Annotated in this window: 27 protein-coding genes; 11 read left to right on the forward strand and 16 right to left on the reverse strand. The window is 50.4% G+C overall.

Features of this window, described 5'->3' with window-relative positions:
* Nucleotides 1-81: 81 nt before the first annotated feature.
* The gene (rapA, locus tag ACGHZ6_RS10755) at nucleotides 82-2,922 is read right to left on the reverse strand and encodes an RNA polymerase-associated protein RapA (RefSeq protein WP_390618858.1); all 2,841 of its coding nucleotides are present in this window, start codon (nucleotides 2,920-2,922) and stop codon (nucleotides 82-84) included.
* Between the two features lie 133 nt (nucleotides 2,923-3,055).
* Here rapA and ACGHZ6_RS10760 point away from each other — a divergent pair, with 133 nt between their 5' ends.
* Together ACGHZ6_RS10760 and trxA are read left to right on the forward strand one after the other, a co-directional pair.
* The gene (locus tag ACGHZ6_RS10760; protein ID WP_390618859.1) at nucleotides 3,056-3,952 is read left to right on the forward strand and encodes an MBL fold metallo-hydrolase; all 897 of its coding nucleotides are present in this window, start codon (nucleotides 3,056-3,058) and stop codon (nucleotides 3,950-3,952) included.
* 56 nt (nucleotides 3,953-4,008) lie between these two features.
* Nucleotides 4,009-4,863 carry a thioredoxin gene (gene trxA / locus ACGHZ6_RS10765; RefSeq protein ID WP_390618860.1) on the forward strand — a complete coding sequence of 285 codons (855 nt, stop codon included), beginning with the start codon at nucleotides 4,009-4,011 and terminating at the stop codon, nucleotides 4,861-4,863.
* A gap of 195 nt (nucleotides 4,864-5,058) precedes the next feature.
* On the opposite strand, the gene ACGHZ6_RS10770 is transcribed toward trxA, so the two are convergent.
* Together ACGHZ6_RS10770 and ACGHZ6_RS10775 are read right to left on the reverse strand one after the other, a co-directional pair.
* A complete protein-coding gene (locus ACGHZ6_RS10770) occupies nucleotides 5,059-5,757 on the reverse strand; it encodes a molecular chaperone DnaJ (protein ID WP_390618861.1) in 699 nt (232 codons plus the stop codon).
* Nucleotides 5,758-5,850: 93 nt separating this feature from the next.
* On the reverse strand, nucleotides 5,851-6,246 hold the full coding sequence (locus tag ACGHZ6_RS10775) for a hypothetical protein (RefSeq protein ID WP_390618862.1): 396 nt from the start codon (nucleotides 6,244-6,246) through the stop codon (nucleotides 5,851-5,853).
* Between the two features lie 144 nt (nucleotides 6,247-6,390).
* Between ACGHZ6_RS10775 and ACGHZ6_RS10780 the strand changes: the two genes are divergently transcribed.
* Nucleotides 6,391-6,777 (forward strand): helix-turn-helix domain-containing protein, encoded by a 387-nt coding sequence (locus tag ACGHZ6_RS10780; protein ID WP_390618863.1) that lies wholly within the window; start codon nucleotides 6,391-6,393, stop codon nucleotides 6,775-6,777.
* On the opposite strand, the gene ACGHZ6_RS10785 is transcribed toward ACGHZ6_RS10780, so the two are convergent.
* The 4 genes from ACGHZ6_RS10785 to ACGHZ6_RS10800 form a co-directional block, all read right to left on the reverse strand.
* Nucleotides 6,758-8,605, reverse strand: coding sequence for a GGDEF domain-containing protein (locus ACGHZ6_RS10785; RefSeq protein ID WP_390618864.1), 1,848 nt, complete (start codon nucleotides 8,603-8,605; stop codon nucleotides 6,758-6,760). The genes ACGHZ6_RS10780 and ACGHZ6_RS10785 overlap by 20 nt on opposite strands.
* A gap of 293 nt (nucleotides 8,606-8,898) precedes the next feature.
* On the reverse strand, nucleotides 8,899-9,192 hold the full coding sequence (locus ACGHZ6_RS10790; RefSeq protein ID WP_390618865.1) for a hypothetical protein: 294 nt from the start codon (nucleotides 9,190-9,192) through the stop codon (nucleotides 8,899-8,901).
* Between the two features lie 62 nt (nucleotides 9,193-9,254).
* Nucleotides 9,255-9,755, reverse strand: coding sequence for an NADAR family protein (locus ACGHZ6_RS10795; RefSeq protein ID WP_390618866.1), 501 nt, complete (start codon nucleotides 9,753-9,755; stop codon nucleotides 9,255-9,257).
* A gap of 15 nt (nucleotides 9,756-9,770) precedes the next feature.
* Nucleotides 9,771-10,787, reverse strand: coding sequence for a hypothetical protein (locus ACGHZ6_RS10800; RefSeq protein WP_390618867.1), 1,017 nt, complete (start codon nucleotides 10,785-10,787; stop codon nucleotides 9,771-9,773).
* A gap of 151 nt (nucleotides 10,788-10,938) precedes the next feature.
* Between ACGHZ6_RS10800 and msrA the strand changes: the two genes are divergently transcribed.
* A complete protein-coding gene (msrA, locus tag ACGHZ6_RS10805) occupies nucleotides 10,939-11,577 on the forward strand; it encodes a peptide-methionine (S)-S-oxide reductase MsrA (RefSeq protein ID WP_390618868.1) in 639 nt (212 codons plus the stop codon).
* A gap of 67 nt (nucleotides 11,578-11,644) precedes the next feature.
* Complete coding sequence (locus ACGHZ6_RS10810) at nucleotides 11,645-11,884, forward strand: DUF4404 family protein (protein ID WP_390618869.1); 240 nt, start codon at nucleotides 11,645-11,647, stop codon at nucleotides 11,882-11,884.
* A 76-nt stretch (nucleotides 11,885-11,960) separates the two neighbouring features.
* Here ACGHZ6_RS10810 and ACGHZ6_RS10815 read toward each other — a convergent pair whose 3' ends face one another.
* The 9 genes from ACGHZ6_RS10815 to ACGHZ6_RS10855 form a co-directional block, all read right to left on the reverse strand.
* Nucleotides 11,961-13,217, reverse strand: coding sequence for an HD-GYP domain-containing protein (locus ACGHZ6_RS10815; protein WP_390618870.1), 1,257 nt, complete (start codon nucleotides 13,215-13,217; stop codon nucleotides 11,961-11,963).
* Nucleotides 13,218-13,278: 61 nt separating this feature from the next.
* Nucleotides 13,279-15,441 (reverse strand): DNA helicase RecQ, encoded by a 2,163-nt coding sequence (gene recQ, locus ACGHZ6_RS10820; RefSeq protein ID WP_390618871.1) that lies wholly within the window; start codon nucleotides 15,439-15,441, stop codon nucleotides 13,279-13,281.
* Between the two features lie 111 nt (nucleotides 15,442-15,552).
* A complete protein-coding gene (locus ACGHZ6_RS10825) occupies nucleotides 15,553-16,425 on the reverse strand; it encodes a sulfurtransferase (RefSeq protein ID WP_390618872.1) in 873 nt (290 codons plus the stop codon).
* A gap of 177 nt (nucleotides 16,426-16,602) precedes the next feature.
* Nucleotides 16,603-16,884, reverse strand: a complete 282-nt coding sequence (locus ACGHZ6_RS10830) for a hypothetical protein (RefSeq protein ID WP_390618873.1) — start codon at nucleotides 16,882-16,884, stop codon at nucleotides 16,603-16,605.
* Nucleotide 16,885: 1 nt separating this feature from the next.
* Complete coding sequence (locus ACGHZ6_RS10835; RefSeq protein WP_390618874.1) at nucleotides 16,886-17,680, reverse strand: hydroxypyruvate isomerase family protein; 795 nt, start codon at nucleotides 17,678-17,680, stop codon at nucleotides 16,886-16,888.
* The gene (locus ACGHZ6_RS10840; protein WP_390618875.1) at nucleotides 17,677-18,573 is read right to left on the reverse strand and encodes an NAD(P)-dependent oxidoreductase; all 897 of its coding nucleotides are present in this window, start codon (nucleotides 18,571-18,573) and stop codon (nucleotides 17,677-17,679) included. Before ACGHZ6_RS10840 ends, ACGHZ6_RS10835 begins: the two co-directional genes overlap by 4 nt.
* Nucleotides 18,574-18,585: 12 nt before the next feature.
* The gene (locus ACGHZ6_RS10845) at nucleotides 18,586-19,122 is read right to left on the reverse strand and encodes a YaeQ family protein (protein WP_390618876.1); all 537 of its coding nucleotides are present in this window, start codon (nucleotides 19,120-19,122) and stop codon (nucleotides 18,586-18,588) included.
* Between the two features lie 51 nt (nucleotides 19,123-19,173).
* The gene (locus tag ACGHZ6_RS10850) at nucleotides 19,174-19,464 is read right to left on the reverse strand and encodes an EscU/YscU/HrcU family type III secretion system export apparatus switch protein (RefSeq protein WP_390618877.1); all 291 of its coding nucleotides are present in this window, start codon (nucleotides 19,462-19,464) and stop codon (nucleotides 19,174-19,176) included.
* Between the two features lie 30 nt (nucleotides 19,465-19,494).
* On the reverse strand, nucleotides 19,495-21,000 hold the full coding sequence (locus ACGHZ6_RS10855) for a flagellar hook-length control protein FliK (protein ID WP_390618878.1): 1,506 nt from the start codon (nucleotides 20,998-21,000) through the stop codon (nucleotides 19,495-19,497).
* A 173-nt stretch (nucleotides 21,001-21,173) separates the two neighbouring features.
* Between ACGHZ6_RS10855 and ccmA the strand changes: the two genes are divergently transcribed.
* The 6 genes from ccmA (at nucleotide 21,174) to ACGHZ6_RS10885 (ending at nucleotide 26,068) form a co-directional block, all read left to right on the forward strand.
* The gene (gene ccmA / locus ACGHZ6_RS10860) at nucleotides 21,174-21,809 is read left to right on the forward strand and encodes a cytochrome c biogenesis heme-transporting ATPase CcmA (RefSeq protein ID WP_390618879.1); all 636 of its coding nucleotides are present in this window, start codon (nucleotides 21,174-21,176) and stop codon (nucleotides 21,807-21,809) included.
* Entirely contained in the window at nucleotides 21,806-22,516 is a 711-nt protein-coding gene (gene ccmB, locus ACGHZ6_RS10865; RefSeq protein WP_390618880.1) for a heme exporter protein CcmB, read from the forward strand. The genes ccmA and ccmB overlap by 4 nt, the downstream gene beginning before the upstream one ends.
* A 59-nt stretch (nucleotides 22,517-22,575) precedes the next feature.
* The gene (locus ACGHZ6_RS10870; protein WP_390618881.1) at nucleotides 22,576-23,319 is read left to right on the forward strand and encodes a heme ABC transporter permease; all 744 of its coding nucleotides are present in this window, start codon (nucleotides 22,576-22,578) and stop codon (nucleotides 23,317-23,319) included.
* Nucleotides 23,320-23,322: 3 nt separating this feature from the next.
* On the forward strand, nucleotides 23,323-23,529 hold the full coding sequence (gene ccmD, locus ACGHZ6_RS10875) for a heme exporter protein CcmD (RefSeq protein ID WP_390618882.1): 207 nt from the start codon (nucleotides 23,323-23,325) through the stop codon (nucleotides 23,527-23,529).
* Between the two features lie 114 nt (nucleotides 23,530-23,643).
* Nucleotides 23,644-24,108, forward strand: a complete 465-nt coding sequence (gene ccmE / locus ACGHZ6_RS10880; RefSeq protein ID WP_390618883.1) for a cytochrome c maturation protein CcmE — start codon at nucleotides 23,644-23,646, stop codon at nucleotides 24,106-24,108.
* Nucleotides 24,098-26,068, forward strand: a complete 1,971-nt coding sequence (locus ACGHZ6_RS10885; protein ID WP_390618884.1) for a heme lyase CcmF/NrfE family subunit — start codon at nucleotides 24,098-24,100, stop codon at nucleotides 26,066-26,068. Before ccmE ends, ACGHZ6_RS10885 begins: the two co-directional genes overlap by 11 nt.
* Nucleotides 26,069-26,084: the final 16 nt, after the last annotated feature.

Below are 26,084 nucleotides of genomic sequence, written 5' to 3' on the forward strand. Positions count from 1 at the left end.
GGTCTGACCCGCAGGGTCAGACCCCATGTAGAGGTGGCACAGGCGGGGTCCGACCCTACGGGTCGTACCCCATTTTCGGGACTATGTTGCGACGATAACCCGCACAGCATCCAGCCTAAGCTGGGTTTGCGCCAGATAGTTGAGCTGCTCAGCCTGTACAGCCTGAAGATACTCGATCTCTTCCTGGCGGATATTAGGGTTAACCTCGGCCAGCGCCTTGAGACGATCAATTTCAGCCTGGGTTTGATCCAGCAGTTGTTGGCGTGCCTCTTTGATCAGCGGCTCTTGCTGGGCTTCTGCCAGTTTTTGGCTGTGGCTGATCACGGCACTGATGCGGTCACGGCCCTGACGTACCAGCTGTTGGCCGACTTTCAGTTTCACCCGTTCGCTGAGCTTGTTAATGTGATCGAAGCTAATGATGTTGCTGAGATCGCGCTGGTTATTATCTATCACCAGTCGCAAACAGGCGCCGGAGAAGAAGCGCTGAATCTGGAATTGTTTCGGTGCCGGGCAATATAGCTGGTACACGGTCTCTACCATCAGGGTGCCTGGTTTAAGTGGCGGCAACTTGATAGTACACAACGCGGTATTGCCGCGCTCGCTGCCACTGATCATATCCATACAGCCACTGACCATGGGGTGTTCCCAAGTCAGGAACTGCATATCTTCACGGGACAGTGCCTGTGTGCGATCAAAAGTAGCGGTCATACCTTCACGGGGCAGGCCGGGGAAGTGTTCGCAGTGCATATGATCACTGGGGTGAATCACGCTGGCGTTTTCACTGTGGCGTTCCTGATCGACTCCGTAGGTATCAAATACCTGGGTCATGTAGTCAGTCAGCTGATCGCGATCATCCTGTGATTGAATAGCATCGATCAATGTCTGCGCTTGCTCAGGATTGCAGGAGTTCAATTCCAGTAACTGGTTACGACCGGCCTGTAACTCTGCCAGTGTTTGCTCGGTATATGCGCGGGTGTCGTTGATCAGCGCATCAAGTTGATCATTATTGGTGGTTTCCAGCTGCTCCAATAGCTTTGCTTTAAAGCGGTCAAAAATACCTTGTCCAATAGGGCAGACTTTTTCAAAGCCGTTTATGCCTTCGTGATACCAGCGCACCATTGTCGAGGTGGCCGTGGCTTTAGCGCTGTCGCTGTAATAGGGCACATGAATATTCACCGTGTGTTGTTGGCCGATGCGGTCCAAGCGACCGATACGCTGCTCCAACAGATCTGGATTAAGCGGCAGATCAAACAGCACCATATGGTGGGCAAACTGGAAGTTACGGCCTTCACTGCCGATTTCCGAGCACACCATCACCTGGGCGCCATCAATATCGTCGGCAAAGTAGGCCGCAGCGCGATCGCGTTCCAGCAGGGTCATACCTTCGTGGAAGGCAGTTGAGCGGGCGCCACCACGTAGACGCAAATGGGTTTCCAGGTCCAATGCGGTATTTGCCTTGGCACAGATAACCAGTACTTTGCGTTGACGATTTTCTTTTAACCAGCCTTGCAGCCAACTTACCCGTGGATCGATCTCTGTCCAGTTATCGCCCAGCAGGTGCTCTGGTTGTAATCGCTGCTGGAGTTCTGTGTGCTGACTTTCGTCATAACCTTGCGGTGGTGCCAGAGGATGTTCGCAGAGTTTACGCTCTGGAAAACCTTCTACACTGGAGCGGGTATTGCGGAAGAGCACACGGCCAGTACCGTGACGATCCAGCAGTTCACGGGTAATCTTTTGTGGGTGTTCTTGCCATTGTGTCGCACGCTCATTACCAACCAGTGCCTGCAGTTGTTGTAATTGATCGCCGCTTAGCTCGCCACTGTTGATGGCCTGTACCAAATCATTCAGCGGACGATAATTGGCTTCTTCCTCACAGAAGGCTTCCAGGCTGTGGTAACGATCAGGGTCTAGCAGGCGCAGGCGGGCAAAATGACTTTCCAGACCCAGCTGTTCCGGCGTTGCTGTCAGCATAATCAGGCCAGCGGCATGTTGAGCCAGCGCTTCGATACAGTGATAGGGGCTGTTGGGCTTTTCGTCTTCTGGTGTGTCTTCTTGCCACTGCAGGTGATGTGCTTCATCGACTACCAGTAAATCCCAGCGGCAGGACAGAGCTTGCTGCAGGCGAGTTTCGTTTTGGGTGATTAATGGCAAACCACAGAGTACAAGCTGCTCGGTCTCAAACGGATTGTCGTGCCCGGATTCAATCAGGGCCTGACAGCGTTCTTCATCCAGCAGGCTAAACGGCAGGTTAAAACGGCGTAACATCTCCACCAGCCACTGGTGTTGCAGGGCTTCAGGTACCGCAATCAATACGCGCTGGCAGCGCCCGGTGGTTAACTGCTGGTGAATAATCAGCCCGGCTTCAATGGTTTTACCCAGGCCAACCTCATCGGCCAGTAAAACACGTGGCGCATGGCGCTCTGCAACGCTGCTAGCGATGTAAAGCTGATGGGGCAGGAGCTCAACCCTTGGGCCCAGTAAACCGCGAGCAGGGGATTGCTGGAGGCGGTGTTGCAGGTTGAGGGTTTGGTAGCGCAGCTGGAAATCGCTGAGTTTGTCGATTTGACCGGCAAATAGTCGATCCTGCGGTTTACTAAATTGTATAAAACTGTCCAATTCCAGTTCAGGAATCTGGTGGTGATCACCATTTTTATCGTGACCGCTGTACAAAATACAGCCTTGCTGTTCGCTGGTTTCACTAACGATGATCGTCAGGTTATCGATAGAGGTGATGCTATCGCCCGGGTGGTAAATCACGCGGGTAAGAGGCGCTTCTTCCACAGCGTAGGTTCTACGCTCCCCGGCAGCGGGAAAGCTGATAGTCAGATGGCGACCGTTGTTTTCTAACACGATTCCCAAGCCCATTTCGGCTTCGGTTTGGCTGACCCAGCGTTGACCGGGTAAATACATCTGTGAACTCACCTACAAACTCCTCCTGTTTGGTGCGGGCGCATCATAGGGATAAGTGACTCAGCTAACAAGTGTAGCTGGCCGTAGGGCACTCGGCGCTATATAGTGTCGGGTATTCACACGAAGATGCTAAGGAGCAAAAAGGATGTTCAAGCAGGCTAGAAAAGGTTTAACCGGGGCAATGGCTCTGCTGGCGGTTTCCGGTGGGTTTTCAAGTGTTCATGCCGATGAACTGACGATTTCCGCGAAGCCTGTTCGCCAGGGTATCCATATGCTGGTTGGCCGCGGTGGTAATGTAGGTGTTCTAACCGGTAAACAGGGATTGCTGGTAATTGATGATCAGTATGCCGACCACAGCCAGGCCTTAAATAATGCTTTGGCATCCATGAGTGATAGGCCTGTTGAATTTTTGATCAATACGCATTGGCACAGCGATCATACCGGGGGGAATCGCTTTTTCGGTGGTATGGGCGCGAAAATTGTAGCCCATGAAAATGTGCGTAAGCGTTTGGTCAGCGGTGGCGAAATTGCTGCCTTTGGTTTAAAGGTTCCGCCAGCTGAAGATGAAGCATTACCTGTGATGACCTATGACCAGGGCATGCGCTTCTACTGGAATGGACAGAGTATTGAACTGACCCATCCCAACCCGGCACATACTGACGGCGATACCGTTGTCTATTTTAAAGAAGCCAATGTGGTTCACACCGGTGATTTATATTTTAACGGCTTGTTCCCCTTTATTGATGCCAGTAGCGGTGGTCGTATCCGCGGTGTGATCGATGCGGTGGATACTGTGCTGGCTCGTATTGATGATAAAACCCTGATTATCCCGGGTCATGGCCCGTTAAGTAAAAAATCCGAGTTGCAAACTTATCGCGACATGCTGAGCACTGTGGCTGATCGAGTAGAGCAATTAAAAGCCGCTGGCAAAACCCGTGATGAAGTTATCGCAGCCAAACCCACTGCTGAGTTCGATAAGGTCTGGGGGGATGGTTTCCTGACCCCTGATGTTTGGACCGGTATCGTGTTTGATGCCATCTAGTTCACGATTAGAATTGAATATATTTTGTAGTAATTGAGTAGTTGTAAAGAGACGATATGACCGACTTTATTGTTGATATTACCCAGGAAAACGCCCAACAATACCTGGTGGAGGAATCCAGCAAACGCCCTGTAGTGGTGGATTTTTGGGCCGACTGGTGCGAACCCTGTAAAACCTTGATGCCATTAATGGAAAAACTGGCGAACGAGTACGCTGGTGCTTTCCTGTTGGCAAAAGTGAATGCCGATGAGTTACAACCGATTTGTCAGCAGTTAGGTGTTCGCAGTTTACCGACGGTAATGATTTTTAAAGATGGTCAGCCCGTTGATGGTTTTTCCGGTGCTCAACCAGAAACCGCCATTCGTGAATTGCTACAAAAACATCTACCTGCTCCATGGCAAGCGCTTATTGATCAAGCGAATGCGTTGATGGCAGAAGATAAAGCCAACGAGGCTATTCCGCTATTGCGTCAGGCCTATCAGGATTCTGGAGAGCAGCCTTCGATTGGTATCGGCCTTGCGCAGGTTTACCTACATGTAAACCGCGTGAAAGAAGCGGAAGCAATTCTGACAACTATACCTATGGCTGACCAGGATGCGGCTTACGAACAAGCTATGGCGCAGTTGAAGTTAAAGCAGGAAGCGGCTGAATCCCCTGAGTTGAAAGCGTTGGAAGAAAAGCTTGCCGCTGATCCTGATAACCTGGAGTTGATTTATCAATTAGCTGTTCAGTACAGTCAGAACGATAAAACTGCCGAAGCATTAGAAATGTTGTTGGGTGTGCTACGCAAGGATCTTAACTTCCAGGACGGTGCAGCGAAGAAAGCGATGATGGATATTTTGGCTGCCCTTGGTAAAGGTGATCCTTTGGCTGTTCAATATCAGCGAAAGTTTTATACTTTATTGTATTAGCTCAATACTTAAGTTTAACAAGGTGTGTTTCTAAATGTGGATGGTGGCGGCCGAAGTCCCATTGTCCCTTTAGAGACACGCTGTTCGCCATCCATGGCCGCTCTGCGTCGGCGTCCTGCCTCCGAAGGTCTCTAAAGGGACAATGGGACTCCGACCTTCGATTTTAGCTGTTCTGTTCTTAACGTTTTTATTTTTCTAACTCAGTAATACATCTTTTGCCTGGTTAATCTTGGCAGCAAGGTAATCGCTTCCACCACGATCAGGATGAATTTTCTGCATCAGCTTTTTGTGTGCAGTTATGATGTCTTTTTCTGAGGCTTTCTCATCCAAACCTAAAACCGCAAGAGCTTCCTTTTTGCTCATGGATCCAGAGCTGGTATTCTCTGAAGACGATTGCTGTTGATACTGCTGTTGTCCAAAGCGTCGTTGCATGTAGGCGGCGAGTAGGCGATAAGAATCAGCGTCTTGTTGTTGGCAATAGACCAGCAGTTTTTCCAGTTGTGATTGGTCTAGCTCGTCCAGGTTCTTACCGGCAAATTCTCCACTTAATACTTCGCCATTCATAGTGCCTTGGGCAAAATTAACCGTAACCTTGAGGATCGAGGTGCTGATGACGGATGGGCCTGCGCGCTGCTGCAGATAACGCAGAAATGGCATCAGACGAATGCCCAGAGCAGCGATATTTTTTAGGAAGGGGAGTACGAGCGCGATGGCAGCTCCGACCCAATGCATGCGCCCGGTAACGGCGAGAATAACAACGACACCTATCAGTAATAGGCCCAGACACTTAAGTATGGCTTTGCGGCGATCCTGAGGTGGCTGTTTTTTGATATAGGCTACAGCATGTAAAACCAGAAAAATGGCGGCAGCCAATAAAATAACGCGAATAATCACAGCCTGCTCCGTTGCGTTTGTCGTGGGGTAATTCCAATATCGGAATTATAGGGAAGAGCAGGCGGGGTGGCTATTGTCTTGTTATGAGCTCCATTAGTGTGGGTTTTTGGCGTTTAGCTCCCCTTGCCAACGCTCATTTTCCTGACGGTACTGGAATTTGAGGTCGTAGTTGAGGTTTTCTTCGTTTAGCCACTTGATTAAGGCGTTGACAGCGTTAATAGCGGGTGTATGCTCGCTCTCGAATTCGATCATCAGCTTTTGGCCATTCTTGGCAGCTTGGCGATCGATCCAGTTGGTCCAGATGCTATCATTGTTGTCGTTGTGAACATCCTCTTTATCGCAGGTTGCTTCGAGGAAGGGGACGAAACTGAATTGTTGTGGGCAAAAGCCCCAGTCATCGTATTCACAGTCGCCAAAACCTTTGGCGAGCAATTGGTTGGTGGTGACGGCAGGCGCCGTGAGATGGATAGTATTAAAGCAGACCGACATACATAACTCCTACAGCAACAATCTACACAATGTCGATAATCTACTGTTAAGTGTAGCAGTTCTGCGGTGATGCGCTGGTTGAACTGATCAGTGCTGATAGTGAGAAACGGGTAACAAATTAATGAGTTGTGAGGTAAAAGCGCCATGAGTGTGCAGGTGATAATGAAAGATGGTCGTCCAGAGTGGGCGGTGATTCCCTACGCAGAGTATGAGGCGCTGCTGGAAAAGGCCGGGCAGGCGACAGGCGAGAAAAAAAGCAGTGACCCGGCGCCTGCACCTTCAGGTCAGGCTGTATCGGCTTTAGCGAAACTGATGGGGGGGCAGGGTGCCGGAGAGGGGACGTTTTCGCCGCAAAAGATGGCGGAATTACGTCAGGCTAAAAGCCTGGAGCACAGTATGATGTCCCGTGAGGTAGGTATTAGTCCAAGTTATTTGGCGCAGATCGAAGCCGGTGAGCGTGAGCCGAGTGATGCTGTTATCCGTAATATTGCTAGGGCTTTGGGGGTAGAAATCAGTCAGCTGCAGGCGTAAGCAACTCTGTTTGCTTCTTCTTGGCTTGCTTTTCCTTGGCCTGTTTTTCCATGTCGGCCTCAACGGCATCGGCAATCTTTACGCCGTTACGGCCATTGCGCTTGACCCAGTACAGCGCTTGGTCAGCGGCGTGTAGTAGGTCCAGAGGCTGGTGAATGTCTTTAGGTATCAAGCCTGCAACACCAATACTGATAGTGATTGGAATGACTTTTTCTTCAAAGATGATGGGTGTCATTTCAATCTGTTCACGGGCTTTGTCGGCTCGAATAGTGGCTTGCTCGGGTGAGGTGTTGGGCAGCAGTATGACAAACTCTTCGCCACCGTATCGGCAGACGAAATCGTTACCGCGTTGGAAGGTTTTTTGCAGTATCTGGGTGACTTGTTTAAGGCCTTCATCGCCAGCTAAATGGCCATGACAGTCATTGAGTTCTTTGAAGTGATCAATATCTACCAATATCAAAGACAGGTTTTCCCTTTCGCGGCGTGCGCGTTGCCACTCCAGTAAAAACTGGCGATCAAAGTAAAGACGGTTATAGGCGCCTGTTAAGCCGTCGGTGACTGACAGGGCTTGTAGCTCGCGGTTGGCTATTTCCAGTGCCAGTTTGGTTTCCTGCAACTCGCGGTTTTTATCTTCCAGGTCGGCGGTATGGCGACGGATGTCTTCGCGGAGTTTGCTTGCTTCGTGGGGCGCCAGTTTGGTTTCTTCAGTCGGATAGAGGGTGAGGTTCATTCGAATCACCAGTAGCAGACTGATGGTCATGATGATCATCGTATAATCATCGATGATATCCAGGGAAATATCGGCAATTCCCAAGCCTATCAACAGACTCAGCATTAGCTTGTAGACGGTGTCCATATTGGCTTTTACACGCAGTGCCTGCGCGAGCACCAAACCTGTCAATAACTGGTTACCAATAAATACACAGCTTAGGATCACTCCAAGCCAGTGGCGATTCTCGGCATTTATCCAGGGCAGTAGAGTTAAACCAATCAGACTTAACAGTAATGTTCGTTTAAGGCCGTTTTTGAAAGCCCGAGGCATGGCAACCTGTTTCAGGCAGTACATGCCGAGGAAAATTCCGCTACCAACAAGCCCTGCCGCCGTAACCCTGGTGTTGCAGATACTTTGGAGGTCGAGGATTTGTGACAGGTTAAATACCAGGGTGCTGCTTTTGCTGAGAGTGAAGAGCAACAGGCTGGTTACGGTAAGCCCCAGCCATAGCAGGTCAACATAGTAGGTCTGGATAATGGCGCGACCTATCAGGGTTAACAACAGGATAGTGAGTAGGGCAATGGGTGCAATTTCCAGCACCAGGGACCAACTCATTACCTGGGACAGTTGCTGGCTGCTACCGATATACAGCTTTAGGCAGGGCATTTGGGCTGACTGATTAAAGCTGTGGGTCTGAATTTCAATCTTATGCCGATCGCCGTTAAGGTAAGGGGTAAGACCGATCAGTACAGGCTCATTGAGGGTAAAGCTCAGCGGCATGGCTTCGTACTGGCCGGCGTATTGGCTGTGCCAGATGTTGGTCGAGGTCTGTTGGCAGGTGGGTTGCAGCAGGATGGCCAAATCATCGGCGTAGAGGTAGCGACCAATATTGCCTAAATCCAGGCTATAGCTGCTGTCGTCCTCAGGTGTGTTATTGCTCTGCCAATTTTCCCAATGACTGTCGAGTTGCACCGGGCCGAGGTTTTCAAAGTGCCACGCGCTCAGATCCAGGCGGCCGTTACTGGCGGTCTGGTGGTTAAATAACGCCGGAATCTGTAAATACAGCAGTCCCAGCATCAATAAAGTGGCTATGCCCAGCCACGAGCGGCGGTCCATAATGGTCTTGTTTTCTCGTTAAAGCGGGCGATCAGAAAGATTGCTTTCAAGAACGCACCAATTTTATCGCTAACACTTATAAGCCTTGGTTTGCATAAGCGATATTATGATAATTATTGGTGCTAAATGCTGGGATGTTGTTGGGATATGTAGCGAATGTAAACGCTTCAGATTTTGGCACGTATATCTACGGACATCAAGGGACTTTAATAGTACTAAATTGAATAGATACTATTGATAAATTGTGTGAATGTTCGGTCAGCCAGGCAGCCGCTGAAGGCTGCCTGAAACGCCTAATGCATGGCGTTTTGCGACTGAATCCTCTCGACCCAATTGGCAGGTAGGTTGTTGAGGATATCCTGCTTGAAGTCACCTTTAAGCGCATCGATTTGAGCGAAGTCGCTCTGCTCATCGATTTCAAAATACACGGTGCTGTTTTCCGGAGGGAAAACCTTGAGCATGGGCTGATCTGTTATCTTGGCATCACCGTGACACAAGTCTTTGAACTTGAGGTAGGCTTCCTCGTAGGAATCGCCATCGATGGTGAGTTCACACTCGGTGGTAAAACGAAAAGTCATTGAAGGCATGACAATACTCCGCTAAATCATCGTCAGTACCTTCAGTATAGTCGAGGTACCTCTGAATGATATTATTCAGAGCTGCCTTCAGATTCGGCTTCTTTCTGCTCAGCAAGGAGCTTGGCGCGAACTTTCATTAGTACCTTGCCGTAGGTGTTTTCACCTCGTCGGTCACGACCGCAACCCCAGAAGTAATCGTATTGGCTGTTTTCCACCAGTCGTTGGTCACCGGTGTCGAGAAGTTGCTGGGCGATGTCGGGATGGGTGCGGCATTTGGTGTAGACACCGCGGGTCATAATCACTTCGCGCACCTTTTTCCAGTCATTACGGACTTTGGCTTTCCAGCGTGTCCGACCCAGTTTGCGGGCTTTTTCCGGGCTGGGGGCCAGACGAATACGTTCGCGGTGATCGCTGTTCGGCTCAAATTTGGAGGCCTGAAAATAGTGTTCAACCGTTGGCCAGTATTGGTCTTCAAGTTCGAAGCCGTGGTCGGAATAGGTACCCAGGGTTTCACTGCTGTCGCTTCTGGCGAAGTAATGGGCGTTAACGTCTTCTTCCGGGAATAAGCTCACAGGATAATCCTTGGATTAGGCGTTGTTTTGTAGGTATGGGTCTTGAATGGCTTGCAGTAACAGGCCTTCTTTAAGGCTCGCGGAGGCAACCAGCATTTGCTCAATATCAAATACGCTGAACAGCGCTTTCAAAATGGCCAGGCCTGCAGGCAAGACATCATGGCGCAGGTTTTCGGGAATCTGCTCGGAAAGCTGGCCATTGGTCAGCATCTCTTCAATCAGTTGATCGAGTGCCAAACGGCTGATCACAGGTTGATCCGATGTATCACCGATTAATTCCGCAATAACCCGTAATGTGCCCGAGGCGCCGGCGCAGATATCCCACTGGAAGGGGGCAAAGCTGGCTTTGACATGATGCAGCTGCTCGCAGGTGGCCTTTAGGCAGGCATCAAATTGTTCACGCTCAATGGTGCTGGAGCCCGGGAAAAAGGTTTCGGCAGAAGTGACGCAGCCCAGATCGAGGCTTTTAAGCTGTTGGGCCTGATGTTCAAACCCAACAATCAGTTCTGTGCTGGCGCCGCCAATATCAATAACCAATCGGCGGCTGGGTTGATCGCTCAGATGGTGGGCCATGCCTTTATATACAAGCAGGGCTTCCTGTTCGCCGGAGATTAATTGAATAGGGGCACCCAGACGCTGTTGGGCTGTATTCAGGAAGGCCTCACTGTCGCTAGCCATACGTAGAACTTTGGTGGCAGCAGCGGCGATGCGGGTTTCCGGGTATTGATTGAGGATTTTACGAAAGTCATCCAGGCAGCTCATGGCTCTGGCTTGGGCTTGCTTACAGAGTCTGCCGTCATCATCCAGGCCTCGGGCCAGCTGAACCATTTGTTTGGCGCGAGCAATATGCACAAACTGGCCCTGCTCGTAGCGGGTCAGCAGCATATGGAAGCTGTTGGAACCCAAATCAACGGCGGCAATATATTGGGGGGCTGTTGAGCTCGGCTCATTTGCGCGAGTCGCGATAACGGGTTGAGGAGGGGAAGGCTCTAATGCTGGCGCCTGATAACTCATACTGTCTTCGTAATCCATTTTTGTCGCATTCTAGCATGGCTTTAGAGGGATAAAAACGGAACCGGTCGGCGATTTTGTAGCACGTTAGTGGCCCGTTTTGAATAAAATCTCAACCATTAAGGGTCTATATAATATGATGCAAGGCTGAGATAGATAGGGAGTGATACTCATGTTTGGTTTGACACAAAAGCACAAAACCCAGATGCCAACCGCTGAGACAGCATTACCTGGGCGTGAACAGGCAATGCGGGTGACTAATCAGCATCTGGTATTGGGGAACCCTATACTGCCGCCATTTGCTGAACAGCTGCAAACGGCGATATTTGGTATGGGCTGTTTTTGGGGGGCGGAAAGACGCTTCTGGCAACAAACCGGTGTATTTACTACGGCCGTGGGCTATAGCGCTGGTTTCACGCCTAACCCTAGCTATGAGGAAGTCTGCTCAGGCTTAACGGGGCACAATGAAGTTGTGCTGGTGGTGTTTGACCCTGAGCAGATCAGTTACGCTGACTTGCTCAAGGTATTCTGGGAAGCTCATAACCCGACCCAGGGTATGCAGCAGGGCAACGACGTGGGTACGCAGTACCGTTCAGGTATTTACACCTGTGACGATGAGCAACAGAGAGCGGCGGAAGCCTCACTGGCAGAGTACCAACAAGCATTACAGCAGTCGGGCTTCGGGGCTATAACTACAGAGGTTCTACCGGCTGAGGTGTTTTATTACGCCGAGGATTATCACCAGCAGTATCTCGCTAAGAACCCTGGCGGTTATTGCGGTTTGGGTGGCACGGGAGTGAGTTGTTCATGACGCAGATCAAGCAGCCCGATGCTTCTGGAGCTACACTGTATACAGGATTCTAAAAAGGAGATGTGCAATGACTGATTCATCTTTAGAGCAATCAATCCGTGAGCTAAAAGTGACCATCAATGAAGCGCTAAATGAGCATGAGCGCGATCTGTTTGGTGACCTGATGACGCGTGTGGCTGGCGGTACGGTAGATGAAACTGTGCATTCCGATCTTGCCAGCAAGGCAACAGAGTTTGAAGCCTCTCATCCGCATGTTGCCCGCTCGATACGCGAAGTGATGGATAGCCTGAGTAAAATGGGTATTTAACCCTTAGATGTGCTTTTCCTAAAGGTGGGGTCTGACCCGCAGGGTCAGACCCCACTATTAGAACTATTATCAGAAGCTAGCCAAAGCTAAGTTGCAGACCTTTCTCCCGGTAATCTTTTAAGCGTACATTGTAGCTGCCATCAACCAGCACGCGCTGAATTAAAAAGTCGTGTTCTAGATTTCCTTTCTCTGTTTCCGCTAAGTTAACGATCTTTTCCCTGACAGGTTTTTTATTACTGTCTCTTACCAAAATCACTTTGGGTAAATGCCGATAGCGGTAGTTGGTGTTAAGTACAATCCCAACCATACCGTTGTTGAGTTCAACAATGCTGCCCGGTGGGTAGAGGCCAATCATTTCAATAAATTGATCAGCAAGGCGCCCATCAAATTGGGTGCCTCGGTTGTGGTATATGATTTTGATAGCTTCGGTGGTGGGCATGGCGGGCGCGTAACAGCGTTCGGCAGTCATGGCATCGTAGGCATCGACAATGGCAATCATGCGTGAGAATTCTGAGATACCCGCTGCCTTGAGTTTTCTCGGGTAACCGGTGCCATCGAGGCGTTCGTGATGACTGTAGGCTACATCAACGGTGCCGTGATACGCGCCAGGGGAGGACATCAACAGATTGCGCCCATGGACGGTATGGGCTTTCATCATTTTGAACTCTTTCTCGGTTAGCTTGCCGGGTTTATTTAAAACTGCCGGGGGCACACGCATTTTGCCGACGTCGTGAAGCAGGCCGCAGAGGCCAATTTTATGCAGGTCTTCCTCTGCCATGCCGAGGTGTCGGCCAAACGAAATAGCCAGAATGCAAACATTTAAACAATGCTCGGCGGTGTATTCGTCTTCGTTGCGCATTCTGCCCATCCACATTAGTGCATCGGCATTACGCAAAATACTGTTTACACAATCGTGGACGGTGGCCTTGGCGTGTTCTGTATCGATGGCGCCGCCCAGGCGGGCTTCTTCCAGCAGGCTCTTGGTGATTTTGCGCGCTTCACGATAAACGCCAATGGCCTGACGGTGTTCCTGTTGGCTGCTGATTTTATTGATATAACGTTTTTGTTTTGGCGTTGAACCAGTAACAGCATGTTCTTCAGGTGGTACCCAGGTATCTTGAACGGCGTCGATCCAGACGTATTCGCAGTACTCGGCCAGTACTTCAATATCATCCTGGTTTTCGACAACGAAACCCTGCATAAGAAATGGCGTTTCAAGCCAGTCGCGGTCCAGTTTGGACACAAACATGCCAATGCCGACTTCAGAGATATGAATCTTCTTCTGAGTTTGCTCTTTGGCAAAGTGGCCAGAATGAGTGCGGGTTTTCTTCATGGTAATGCTTTGGCTACGACCAGGCTTATCTGCGGTTCTAATTATTAATTGTAGTTATCGGTTATAGAACCGCTACATCTTCCACAGTATTGGTCAGCATGGCAACCCTCACACAGCGGAGTAATCCATATGGGTATAAACCATCCAAAGCTTCAAACACGGGTTTAAAACGGAAGCCTTCCTCGCCGGTTTCCTGGGCCAGCAGTTGATCCTGAATGACATTGATATCATCTTGGCTAATATCCAGCGCTTGTCGCAGGGCAATGCGTCTGTCCTGCATCAAGGTTGCTATATGGCGGTAAACGGTATCCTCGCTAATGCCGCGTTGTAAGGCAATTTGTTCAACCGTCATGCGGGCCAGCAACAGGCTTAGGGTTTCTTCCAGAGTAGCGCTGTCGTTGCCTGTGGTGTCCGGGCTGACATCATTACTGTGTGCGCGAATTACCTCGAGAAATTCCTGCCCGTAACGTTCCAGTTTACTCTGGCCGATGCCGCTCAGATGCAGCATGGCTGTTTCTGTTTCTGGTCGGTAATTAACCATTTCCATAAGAGTGGCATCGTGAAAAATAACATAAGGCGGAACGCCCTGATCATCTGCCAGTTGTTTACGGCATGCGCGTAAAGCTTGCCAGAGTTTTTCGTCGGCTTGTTGCAGTTTGTATTTATTGCCGGACTTGCGTTCGCTGCTGCGTTTTTCCAGCACATCTCTGCGCAGTGTGATGGTTTCTTCACCACGTAAAATAGGGCGACAACTTTCGCTTAATTTCAATGCGCCAAAGGCATCCATATCAACATGGATAAAACCGCGGGCCACCAGTTGACGATAGACTGAGCGCCACTGATTAATATCCAGTTCGGTGCCTATGCCAAACGTTGAGGTTTGCTCGTGACGGAATTGTTTGACCTTGGCGTTATCTTTGCCCAATAACACATCGATAAGGTGGTTTACACCAAAGCGTTGACCGGTTCGGAAAACGCAGCTTAGGGCTTTGCGGGTGGCTTCTGTTGCATCCCAGGTTTCGACCGGTGTTAGGCAGGTATCACAGTTGCCACAAGGCTCGGGTAGCTCTTCGGCAAAATAGCGCAGCAGGGTTTGTCTGCGACAGCTGGTGATTTCACATAAACCCAACATGGCATCGAGTTTTTGCCGCTCAATGCGTTTGTGATGTTCGTTACCGTTGGAGGTTTCCAGCATCTGCTTGAGTTTAACCACGTCCTGAAAACCATAGGCCATCCAGGCGGTAGCGGGTTGACCGTCACGACCGGCGCGACCGGTTTCCTGGTAATAGGCCTCGACACTTTTCGGTAGATCCAGGTGGGCAACAAAACGGACATCGGGTTTATCAATACCCATACCGAAAGCGATGGTAGCAACAATAATTAATCCATCTTCACGCAAAAAGCGGCTTTGGTGCTCGGCTCTGACCTGTGCGTTAAGGCCGGCATGGTAGGGCAGAGCGTTCATGCCCTGTTGGCAGAGCCAGGTTGCGACTTCTTCGGTTTTTTTGCGTGATAGGCAGTAAACAATGCCGGCATCGTTCTGATGCTCATTATGAATAAAGCGCAGAAGCTGTTGCTTGGCATTTTGTTTTTGTGTGATTCGGTACTGAATATTGGGGCGGTCAAAGCCGACAATAAATTGCCTGGCTTGATGCAGCTGCAGGCGCTCGACGATTTCCTGGCGGGTGCGCTGGTCTGCGGTTGCTGTTAGGGCAATGCGCGGTACCTGGGGAAATTGTTCGGCGAGTATCGACAGTTGCAGGTAATCGGAACGGAAGTCGTGACCCCATTGGGATACGCAGTGAGCTTCATCAATGGCGAACAGAGCCAACTGCGATTGCTGCAGCAGGTTAAGTGTACGCGGTTGCTGCAGTCGTTCAGGGGCAATATAGAGTAAATCCAGTTCGCCGCTAAGCAGTTGTTGTTCAATCTGCCAGGCCTGGTTGTGATCCAGAGTTGAGTTCAGGTAACTGGCGCGAACGCCCAGTTGAGCAAGTGCATCAACCTGATCCTGCATCAGGGCAATCAGTGGCGAAATTACAATACCGCAGCCAGGGCGAGCGATGGCCGGTATTTGATAACAGAGCGACTTTCCTCCACCGGTGGGCATTAACACCAGAGAATCCTGGCCACTGATTAAGGTCTCAACCACCTCTTGCTGGGGATGGCGAAAGGCCGGGTAACCAAAGGTGTCGTTTAGAATAGAAAGTGCGCTTTTTGTCATAGCGCGGATTATACGGATTGAGACGCTGTTTGGGGGCAGAAAAAAAGAAAAATGCCCAGCTTTTCAGAGAAAAGGCTGGGCAATATCATTCTTTTGTAGGCTGTTAACGAATTAGAGCAGGGCGCTGAGTGTTGGATCCTGTGGAGTTGGCAGGGGACCCATGGCGATATCTGCATCCGGGTACGAGCACCAGTCGCTCCAGCTGCCAGAGTAGAGCAGGGCCTCATCGCGCCCGGCTAAATGTAAGGATAACAAGTTAACGCAGGCGGTTACCCCAGAGCCACAGTAAACGATCAGTGGTGTTGAACCGTCTAACTCAGACCAGCGTTGATAGTGATATTGGTCGGGTTGAATAAAACCTTCAGCGTCGGTGATTTCTTGCCAGGGTTTGTTGATAGCACCAGGAATATGTCCGGCAACAGGATCTATGGGTTCTTCCAAACCCAGGTAGCGGTTGCTTTCACGGGAATCAATCAATACGGCATTGCCACTGGCTGAGGCCTCTTTAACCATCTCGAGGTGCGCGGTGTCGGGCCAGGCAATGGGTGCTTTAAGTTGACTGATTCGGGCCGGCGGGATGCGTTTGTCCACGGGATTGCCGGCTTTTAGCCAGGCCTGGTAACCGCCGTTAAGCAGGGTTACGTCCTGTACGCCCATGGCGCGCAGCAACCACCAGGCCCGCGCGGCAAATCCCATACGGGAGTCGTCATAGATCACGACCTGGCTAAAGCGATTGATGCCCCAGTGGGCAAAGGTGGAGGCTAACTCCTGTTTATCCGGTAGCGGGTGGCGACCACCGTGTCGTCGCTTGGGGCCAGATAAATCCAGATCCAAGCTGCAATAATGGGCACCTGGAATATGGCCTTGCAGGTATTGTTGTTCACCAGCGGAAGGATCCTGAAGAGAGAAGCGACAATCAAGAATAACCGGGTTTTCCGGAAGCATGGCAAGCAGGGATGCTGCAGAAATGATTGTGCTGTTCATGGGTAACTCCTTGTCTCTCCCAGGTTGTCTGTTTTGGCTTAGACAGCCGCAGCGGTATTTTGTTGTGATTATTTTTCAATCATATTACTGCTACCCAGTCCTTGGTGGCAATGGTTTTCCTTATTACGATGAGAGGTTTGATAAAAGCGTCAAACTTTTGTCTCATCGACTCTGCGGTCATGCGCTAAACAGTTGCAGGGCATAACCTGTCTTGAGTGCTTCTTTTAAACCTTTGTCGGCATCGATAATGCGTTGGTCGGCCAGTTTCTCTTCGCTGATCATTTGGCGTTTTTCGATGGTGACGTCCTTAAAGCCTTCTCGCATCACAAAAAGTTTGCACAGGGCCTCTGCGCCTAGTAGGTCTTTGAAGTTGATATAAACAATAAACGGAGCGGTATCGCCTTCGGCAAACTCATCGATAGCTTTGGTTGCTTTAGCGGAGACGGAAAAAACAAACATATTAATCCTTATAGGGGCTAAACCACTGCAAGCTGGCAGCGGTAGATTGTGTGGGTTTATATTCGGCACCGAGCCAGCCTTGGTAGGGGCTTTGCTCTATCAAAGAAAATAACGCGTTAAAATCCAGTTCACCGCTGGCGGGTTCACCTCGTTGTGGTGTGTCTGCAAACTGCAGGTGGCCAATACGATCACAGATTTTATCGCTATGCAGCAATTGCTGAAGTTGTTCGGCAACCGGTTCGTTCATCTTGGCCATATGGTAAATATCGTATTGCATGGCCAGGTTGCGGTGATTAATGTCAGCCAGAAGATCACGCATCTGTTGGGTAGAGTGAATTAAAAAGCCGGGCATATCCTCTGTGTTAATGGCTTCAAAGGTTGCCAGCACATTGATAGAGGCCAGTTGGTCTGCGGCGTAATCCAGGTTTTCCATCAGCGTGTCACGATAATATTGCCGGTTTTTTTCTTCCAGGCTGCGACCTGGCAGGATATTAACGCAATCGACTTGCAGGGCTTCGGCATAGGCTAAGCATTGATCTACGGCTTGCTTAAATTTGTCCCGTTTATTTTTAACGCAGGCCAGCCCTTCACCACCACTCATAAGGTCATCAGTGGGGACGTTGATCAGTGCAATAGACAGTTCATTGGCTTGCTGGGCGTTAACGAGTTCGGACAATTCCGCCTCGTAGGGGAATTGTATTTCTACAGCTGTGAAACCTTCTTCTCGCGCGGCATCAAAACGTTTTAACAGATCGACTTCAGTGAATAGCAGGGAGAGATTTGCACAAAACTTCATTGACTTGCATCCACTTCAGCTTGTAAATAGCGAGTAATTAGGGTGGCGGGATCCTTTTCTGACAAGCCACTGTCACCGTGTTGCTGCATCAATTGTTTACCCAATGCAGCCATAGGGGTCGATGTACCGATTTGATCGGTCAATGTCTCGGCGAGTGTTAAATCTTTTAGCAGGGTTTTGACGTGCCATTTAACTTCATCAAAATCTTTGTTGGCCATCCTCGAGCCGGTTAGCTGTAGAGGGATAGAGTCGGCAAATCCACCTTTAAGCGCCGTTGGAATTTGTGTGGCGTCTACGCCAGCTTTTTCGGCCAGTGCCAGAACTTCTGCCATCACCAGCACATTGCAGCTGACGATCATCTGGTTGCAGACTTTTGTTACCTGGCCGCTACCAACAGGGCCCATATGGGTAACGCGTTGTGAGAGTGGGGCGAAGACAGGCTGCAGTTGCTCGATCAGCGTGGCGTCACCACCGGCCATAATGGCTAGGGTGCCTTGTTCGGCACCCGCAACACCGCCTGATACAGGGGCATCGATCCAGCGGCAGCCGGTTTTTTCCAGCAGGCGCTGGGCAAATTGCCGAGTTGCGTCTGGGGCGATACTGGAAAAATCAATCAGGGCCTGTTGCTCGTTGGCAAAATGCACAATACCTTGCTCGCCAAATACCACAGCGTCCATGGCATCGGTATCGGTAACGCAGGTCAGCAGAATGTCCGAGCTTTCCACAAGCGTTTGAATGTCTGCGCAGGCATGGGCGCCAGCATCAGTTGCGGGCTGCACTTTATCGGGATTGCGATTCCAAACGTTGACGCGAAAGCCGGCATCCAGCAGGCGTAGGCTCATGGGGACACCCATTAGCCCCATACCGATAAAACCAAGTGTAAGAGCACTCATATCAATACGTGTTTATTGCAAGGTTTGAGGGGTAAAGGTTACAGAGCCCAGGGAGCTACTAATCAAGAGCTCTCCATCTTGAATATTGACCTGGAGCTGCATGGTGCGCTCGGTCAATTGTGCCAGTTGCTCGCTGGTGGTTGAGTCAATATTGATGACCTTCAAGTTATTGTGGCGCTTGCAGACTTTGGCCGCTTGCTGCCACCAGGCTTCTGTGGTGTTGCCACCGTAGGTATAGAGTTTAACCTGCTTGGCTTTGCCGCATGCCTGGCGTATACGTTTTTCGCTGGGTTGGCCCAGATCGATCCACAGCTCGATTTCATCACTGAGGCTTTTTTGCCACAGGTCTGGTTCGTCATCGGTGGATAACCCCTTGGTAAACTGCAGCTGTTCGTGTGCGTTGAGTGCAAAAGCGACCAAACGCAACATCATGCGTTCATCATTTTCAGATGGATGGCGGGCGAGGGTAAGCTGATGGGTTTCGTAATAGTGACGGTCCATATCAGCGATCGCCAGCTCGACTTTAAAGATGGTTGCTTTAAGGGCCATAAGGTTAACAGCTCAGAATAAAAAGGCGGCGAGTATACCACAGGTGGGGAGCTAGCCCTCAAAACCTTCAGGTGTTTTGCCCTGTAGTTCGTAAGCAAAGGCAATGATATGAGCCACGGCGATGTACAGGGTTTCCGGGATGGATTCACCTAACTCCAGGGTTACCAATAAGTCGACCAGAGCAGGGTTGTCACACAGGGGGACATCGTGCTGCTGGGCTATGGCAATAATCTCATCGGCCAGGTCACCGGTTCCGGTTGCTGTTACCGTCGGGGCCTGTTTGCCATCGTAGAAGAGGGCAACGGCTTTGCTGAGTTCGGCATCGGTATATTCATGAGTCATCGTTTTATTCCGGAGATTTTACCCCATGTTTTAAGTCTTAATATCAACCAGCGCATAATCCAACCGAATATCTTGCATCGGCGGTTTACCCTTAAAGCATTCAATGGACGTCACATTCACGCCATCGGCATCCAAGCGTTGGCGCAGGGTCTGTAGCTTGCGTTTGGCTTCGGCCAGGGTGGTGTTTTGTTCTGCCCAGATATTGGCACTGACACTGTCCTGAACAATCTTTAGCTGGGCGAACAGCTTGCCGCGTTCCGGTAAATCAAAAGCCAGCATCACGGTCCAAAGCCTAACCTTGTCTTTGCTTTCCTCTTCATCTTGAGGTCGAACCCAGTCTTCATCGATACGCACTTCGACACTGCTAACGTCATTGTTGAGTCTGACAGGTAATTCTATAAGCCAGTGCTGTGCCTGGGGTTGATCGGGTTTTGCAAATTGTTGCGACAGGGTGTGAAGCTGTTGGGTTTGCATCTTGGCTACGGCGCTTTGCAGCTGCTGTTGCAGTGTTTGCAGCAAGTCTTCCCGTTGACCGGACTCCTGTTGGGCTGCAGTGTTGGTAGCAGGGGCAGCTAAAAACTGTTTCAACAGCACTACCAGAGTTTCTACCGGGGAGTGGGCTGGAACTTGTAACGGTGTTCGTTGCGTGCTGCCGCTGGTAGCGGATACTTGTGCCAGGTATTGAGATACCCGTTGTTCAGCGTGTAGCAGGGCGGCTTTGGCATCCTGGGAATTTAATGGCGGTGCTGTGGGTGAGGCCGCTTGGGTTTTAGTGTTTGGCGTTAGCAAGGCTGATTCAGATGTTTTAACGGCAGCTTGAGTGGGGGCTTGTTGGGCTGTCGGTACAGCTTTGGGGGGCTGGTGATTAAGTCGTGCTTCCAGTTGTACGCCACTGTGCTGCAAGGCCTGTTTCAGTCCTGAAGGCGTTGAGAGTTGCTGCGGGCTAAGGGCATATTGGCGTACTTGCTCCAGGCTATGTTTCAGCTGGGCAGGCAGTTGTTGCTGAAAGTTTGGCAGGCGCTGAAGGGCTTCAAGTAAACGAAATGTTTGTTGTAGTGGTGCCTGGCGTGGCAGGGCCTCCCGGTAGCTTTGGCTCAAGGTTGTTTGCTGTGCGTGGGTAAGCGACGTTGTGTTCTGGTTTGTTTGAGTGTTCAAGGTGCCGGTTTTGTTATCTGGAACTAGCACTAACTGGGCGGCGGTTTTTAATAATAGTTGTACTGTTTGCCCGGATTTTACCGGTTGGTCGGTTAGGGTTAGCAGGGTTTGCCCCTGTACGGCCAGTTCAATCAGTTTAAGGTTGGGTTGGCTTAACAGTTGTGCGGGCAGTGGGTTGGCTTTGGCGGTTAAGTTGGTGTTTTGCAGCTGTGACATGCGATCCGCCAGCTGTTGATTAACAGGGGTGATGCGCTCTATCAACGCCGAAGTGGTTTGCCCAACTTTAAGGCTGATACGCTGGGCAAGGCTTTCAACCTCTGCCTGGCGTTGGTTCTGTAGCTCTTTGATTGAGTTTTGGAAGAATGAAGGTAGGTCAATCATTGAACAGCAGCCACTATTAAGACAAATGGGGGGTGAAATCGGACGTGGGTCGTCGTTATAATCAGCTTCCTTTTAATTATAGCGGCAGTCGGGTGCAAACCTGTATGTCTCGAGCAGCCGAACAAGGCTCAGGTGGGGATTGACCTCACAATTTGAACAAGGATACCGATTCTTTGTCACCGATATTGGAACTGTCCAAACTCAGTTGCGAACGCGATGAGCGGCAATTATTTTCAGGCCTGGATCTGCAGGTGTTTCCCGGCGATATTATCCAGATTGAAGGCCCCAATGGCAGTGGTAAAACCACGTTGCTACGCATTTTGACGACGATTTCGTCTGACTATGAGGGTGAGATTTTCTGGCAGGGGCAGCCATTGGCTAAGGGCAAGCTCGATTACCTGAACCATCTGCTGTATATCGGCCATTTACCGGGCGTGAAAAAAGCCTTAACTCCCCGTGAAAACCTGTTGTGGTTTAGCGGTATGAATGACGGCCACTTGCAAAGACCCATTGAGGAGGCCCTGGATGAAGTAGGGTTATTCGGTTTTGAAGATGTGCCCTGTTACAGCCTGTCGGCTGGGCAATTGCGTCGTGTAGCCTTGGCGCGCCTGTTTTTGACGCCTGCACGTGTCTGGGTGCTGGATGAGCCGTTTACGGCTATCGATAAGCAGGGCGTAAAGAATCTTGAGTCTTTGATGGCCGAACATGCTGCCGGTGGCGGTAGTATTCTCCTGACCACCCACCAGGATATGGGTATAGATGGGGTCAAACGCCTCAATCTACTGGACTGTACAGGAGAGGCGGCATGAGCCAGAAAGTACAAATGCCGTTGGCAGCCCCAAGTGTTGGGGCCGGATTCTGGGCAACATTGAAGCGTGATTTCCTGTTGTCCTACCGTCATCGTGGCGAAATGGCTAACCCGCTGGTGTTCTTCCTTATGGTCATCACCATGGTGCCTTTGGGGATCAGCCCGGAGCAGGCCATTTTGGCCAGCCTGGCGCCAGGCATGATCTGGGTGGTGGCGTTACTGGCGACCTTGCTGTCACTCGATAGCTTGTTTCGCAGTGACTTTGAAGACGGCTCGCTCGAACAGCTGTTAATGACACCGCAGCCTCTGTATCTGCAGGTTTTGGCCAAGGTTTTGGTGCACTGGATGGTAACCGGGTTGCCCTTAACGCTGATGGCTCCGATTTTAGGGGTAATGTTATCTCTGCCAGAGAGTGGTTATATGCCCCTGTGTATCACCTTGCTACTAGGCACAGGCACCTTAAGTCTGATTGGCTCAATTGGGGCGGCATTAACAGTAGCGTTGCGTAAAGGTGGCTTATTATTGTCTTTGATCATTATGCCTCTATACGTACCTGTGTTAATTTTCGGCGCCAGTGCTGTACGCAGTGCCATCGACGGCTTCCCTATTGGAGGACAGGTGGCGATTTTGGGTGCATTTCTTGCTACGGCGATAGTATTGGCACCAATGGCCGCGGCAGGGGCGCTACGTATTAGCGTCAATGGCTAACGAATAACAACTGCAAAACAACAGCAGTAAAAAAGAACAGTAGTAGAGAGGAAGATATTTTGGGTTGGCAATGGTTTCATCGGTTGGGTTCCCCCCGCTGGTTTTATGAGAAGACGACGCCCTGGTTACCGTGGTTAGCCGTGATTGGTGTGGGTTTGCTGGCCGCTGGAGCTACCTGGGGCCTGGCCTTTGCGCCTGCCGACTTCAAGCAGGGCAACAGTTATCGCATTATCTATATTCATGTTCCGGCGGCGTTCCTGGCCTTGGCGGGATACTACGTGATGGCCATTAGTGGTGCGGTGGGTTTGATCTGGAAGATGAAACTTGCCGATATGGTGATGAAATGTGCGGCACCGATTGGTGCAGCTTTGACCTTTGTTGCACTCTTTACTGGCGCCGTCTGGGGTAAACCGACTTGGGGAACCTGGTGGGTATGGGATGCACGTATTACCTCAATGCTAGTGCTGTTTTTTCTGTATCTTGGTGTGATTGCCTTGCAGGAAGCCTATCAGCATCAGGATACGGCCAATAAGGCCAGTGCAATACTGGCGTTAGTCGGCACGGTTAATATCCCTATCATCTATAAGTCTGTTGATTGGTGGTACACATTACATCAACCAGCCACTTTGAAACTTACCTCTGAATCCCCGATTCATCCTTCCATGCTGTATCCGTTGTTAGTGATGATTATTGGGTTTTACGTGTTTTATGCCTGGGTTTTGCTGGTGAGAACTCGTCAGGAAATCCTTGAGCGTGAGAAGAAGACGCGTTGGGTTCAGGATATTGCCAAGGCGGAGGGGTAAGCGATGAATTTTCAGTTTGAAAACCTGTCTGAATTTTGGCTGATGGCCGGACACGGACCCTATGTGTGGGCCTGTTATGCCGTTACTGCGCTGGTATTAATCTATCTCGTCGTGGCGCCTGTGCGTCGTCGCAAGAAGTTTTTGCAGCAGCTGGCCCGCCAGCAGCGTATTACCGAGCGCGAGCAGCAAAAAGCGCAAGAAGCCAGCTAGCGATTTAAAGTTCTGCAAAGACGCTGGGCTCCCGACAGTATTGGAGCGACAATAGAGCGTTAAGCAAATTGTAGTTATACCGTTGATTATCGAAGCAAGATTATAAGAGTTGTTATGCATCCAGTAAGAAAGCAACGCCTGATTATGGTGATTTTTATTGTGGTATTTGCCTCAGTGGCTATTGGTTTGATGACCTACGCGTTGCGTGAAAACATTAACCTGTTTTATCCGCCGTCAAAGATTGTAACCGGTGAAGCGCCGCTGGAGACGCGAATTCGTGCCGGAGGTTGTGTATTACCGGGCAGTGTCAAGCGCTCCGATGAAGGCCTGGATGTGTCTTTCCTGATTACCGATGGCGGCGCCGATTTGATGGTGAGCTATTCAGGCATTCTGCCGGATCTTTTCGCTGAAGGCGAAGCCGTGGTTGTTAACGGTATGTTGAACGGTGACGGTGTGTTTATGGCGACTCAGGTACTGGCCAAACATGATGAAACCTACACGCCACCGGAAGTTGCAGAGTCCGTGCAGGATGTCACCCAGCATGCTAATACCTGTGAAGGGATGAGCTATGATTCCTGAGTTAGGTCATCTGGCGCTGACGATAGCGCTGTTTATCGCCGTCGCTCTGTCAATTGTTCCTTTGGCGGGGAGCTTTACCGGTCATGATGTATTGATGAAGTCCAGCCGCAGTTTGGCGGCTGGACTTTTTGTCTTTCTGAGTGTCGCATTTGCCTTGTTAACCACGTCTTTTTTGCAGGACGACTTTTCCGTTAAGTATGTGGCTAATCATTCCAATAGCCTCTTGCCTGATCACTATAAAATCAGTGCTGTCTGGGGAGGGCACGAGGGTTCCTTATTACTGTGGGCCTGGATCCTGGCGGTATGGACTCTGTCGGTAGGTGTTTTCAGTCGTCATATGCCGTTGGACGTTGTTGCCCGTGTATTGTCAGTGATGGGCATGATCTCCATTGGTTTCCTGGCATTTATGCTGCTGACCTCAAACCCCTTTGATCGTTTTCTACCTAATGCACCACAGGATGGTGGAGACCTGAATCCGCTGTTGCAGGACCCGGGGTTAATCTTCCACCCGCCTATGTTGTATATGGGGTATGTTGGACTTTCAGTGGTGTTTGCTTTTGCTATTGCGGCACTCATCTCTGGACGGTTAGATAGTGCGTGGGCGCGCTGGTCGCGTCCCTGGACTACTGTCGCTTGGTGTTTCCTGACCTTGGGCATTTCTCTGGGCAGTTGGTGGGCATACTATGAATTGGGCTGGGGTGGTTGGTGGTTCTGGGATCCGGTGGAAAACGCTTCGTTTATGCCGTGGCTGGTTGCTACCGCCCTGATCCATTCGCTGGCGGTTACTGAAAAGCGCGGTGTCTTTAAAAGCTGGACCTTGCTGTTAGCCATTTTCGCTTTTTCATTAAGTTTGCTGGGTACTTTCCTGGTACGTTCCGGTGTGCTGACGTCTGTGCATGCCTTCGCCACCGATCCTGAGCGGGGCGTGTTTATTTTAATGTTCCTGCTGTTTGTGATTGGTGGCTCGTTGATTTTGTATGCGCTACGAGCGCCGGTGATGAAAAATGTCGCCAGCTTCGATTGGTCAGCGCGGGAAATGTTCTTGCTAGGCAATAATATTTTGCTGGTGATTGTGATGGCCACCGTACTGTTGGGCACACTTTACCCGCTGATAGCCGATGCGCTCGGTTGGGGAAAAATTTCAGTCGGCCCACCGTACTTTAATGCGTTTTTCCTGCCATTAATGGGGTTGCTGGTATTCCTGATGGGGTGGGGCGCCATGGCCAACTGGAAGCGCACCCGTGGTGATATTTTCCTGCGTTGGCTGAGCAAGCCCATGGGCGCGAGCCTGATTATCGGTTTGTTAATGCCATTTATTTGGGGTGAATATCAATTCCTGGCAGCAGTTACCGTATGGCTTGGCAGTTGGTTAACACTGGCGACTCTGACGGATGTTGTTTATAAAACCCGTAATGCCGAGAACTTTGCTGTGGGGCTTAAAAAGCTCACCCCAAGTTTCTACGGCATGGTTGTGGCACATATCGGTGTGGCTGTAACTCTGGTGGGTATTGGTTTGACGGCTATTTACAGTGAACAGCGCGATGTTCGTATGGAGCCTGGTCAAACGGTTTCTTTAACCGACATTGATTTCACTTTTGTCGAGCTGAAGAAAATCCGCGGCCCCAACTATATCTCCGATATGGCAATTATTGAGGTGAGCCGCGACGGTAACTTTATTGAACAATTGCAGCCTGAAAAACGTCGCTATTTATCCGGTGGTAATTTGATGACCGAGGCGGGTATCGAAGCAGGTTTGTTTGCTGATATTTATGTGGCCATGGGTGAGGCGTTGCAAGGTGATGCCTGGGCTATTCGTGTTCACGTAAAACCCTTTGTACGCTGGATTTGGCTAGGTACCATCTTTATGGCACTGGGTGGCTTGCTGGCGGTGATCGACAAGCGTTATCGCGTACGTAAAAAAGCGCCAGCCGAGCAGCCTGCAGTAGCTGCCAAGGCCTAATCATCAGAATAATGGA

Source organism: Maricurvus nonylphenolicus (genome assembly GCF_042854845.1).
Lineage (GTDB): Bacteria > Pseudomonadota > Gammaproteobacteria > Pseudomonadales > Cellvibrionaceae > Maricurvus > Maricurvus nonylphenolicus.

Coding starts and splice junctions, on each gene's coding strand:
- ACGHZ6_RS10815 (WP_390618870.1), bottom strand. CDS start 13,217: ATGAAGAAAACCCGCACTCATTCTGGCCACTTTGCCAAAGAGCAAACT.
- ACGHZ6_RS10825 (WP_390618872.1), bottom strand. CDS start 16,425: ATGAACAGCACAATCATTTCTGCAGCATCCCTGCTTGCCATGCTTCCG.
- ACGHZ6_RS10885 (WP_390618884.1), top strand. CDS start 24,098: ATGATTCCTGAGTTAGGTCATCTGGCGCTGACGATAGCGCTGTTTATC.
- ACGHZ6_RS10760 (WP_390618859.1), top strand. CDS start 3,056: ATGTTCAAGCAGGCTAGAAAAGGTTTAACCGGGGCAATGGCTCTGCTG.
- ACGHZ6_RS10800 (WP_390618867.1), bottom strand. CDS start 10,787: ATGGATTACGAAGACAGTATGAGTTATCAGGCGCCAGCATTAGAGCCT.
- ACGHZ6_RS10810 (WP_390618869.1), top strand. CDS start 11,645: ATGACTGATTCATCTTTAGAGCAATCAATCCGTGAGCTAAAAGTGACC.
- ACGHZ6_RS10775 (WP_390618862.1), bottom strand. CDS start 6,246: ATGTCGGTCTGCTTTAATACTATCCATCTCACGGCGCCTGCCGTCACC.
- ACGHZ6_RS10850 (WP_390618877.1), bottom strand. CDS start 19,464: ATGACTCATGAATATACCGATGCCGAACTCAGCAAAGCCGTTGCCCTC.
- recQ (WP_390618871.1), bottom strand. CDS start 15,441: ATGACAAAAAGCGCACTTTCTATTCTAAACGACACCTTTGGTTACCCG.
- msrA (WP_390618868.1), top strand. CDS start 10,939: ATGTTTGGTTTGACACAAAAGCACAAAACCCAGATGCCAACCGCTGAG.
- ACGHZ6_RS10830 (WP_390618873.1), bottom strand. CDS start 16,884: ATGTTTGTTTTTTCCGTCTCCGCTAAAGCAACCAAAGCTATCGATGAG.
- ACGHZ6_RS10835 (WP_390618874.1), bottom strand. CDS start 17,680: ATGAAGTTTTGTGCAAATCTCTCCCTGCTATTCACTGAAGTCGATCTG.
- ccmE (WP_390618883.1), top strand. CDS start 23,644: ATGCATCCAGTAAGAAAGCAACGCCTGATTATGGTGATTTTTATTGTG.
- ACGHZ6_RS10855 (WP_390618878.1), bottom strand. CDS start 21,000: ATGATTGACCTACCTTCATTCTTCCAAAACTCAATCAAAGAGCTACAG.
- ccmB (WP_390618880.1), top strand. CDS start 21,806: ATGAGCCAGAAAGTACAAATGCCGTTGGCAGCCCCAAGTGTTGGGGCC.
- ACGHZ6_RS10845 (WP_390618876.1), bottom strand. CDS start 19,122: ATGGCCCTTAAAGCAACCATCTTTAAAGTCGAGCTGGCGATCGCTGAT.
- ACGHZ6_RS10785 (WP_390618864.1), bottom strand. CDS start 8,605: ATGGACCGCCGCTCGTGGCTGGGCATAGCCACTTTATTGATGCTGGGA.
- trxA (WP_390618860.1), top strand. CDS start 4,009: ATGACCGACTTTATTGTTGATATTACCCAGGAAAACGCCCAACAATAC.
- ACGHZ6_RS10790 (WP_390618865.1), bottom strand. CDS start 9,192: ATGCCTTCAATGACTTTTCGTTTTACCACCGAGTGTGAACTCACCATC.
- ccmD (WP_390618882.1), top strand. CDS start 23,323: ATGAATTTTCAGTTTGAAAACCTGTCTGAATTTTGGCTGATGGCCGGA.
- ACGHZ6_RS10780 (WP_390618863.1), top strand. CDS start 6,391: ATGAGTGTGCAGGTGATAATGAAAGATGGTCGTCCAGAGTGGGCGGTG.
- ACGHZ6_RS10840 (WP_390618875.1), bottom strand. CDS start 18,573: ATGAGTGCTCTTACACTTGGTTTTATCGGTATGGGGCTAATGGGTGTC.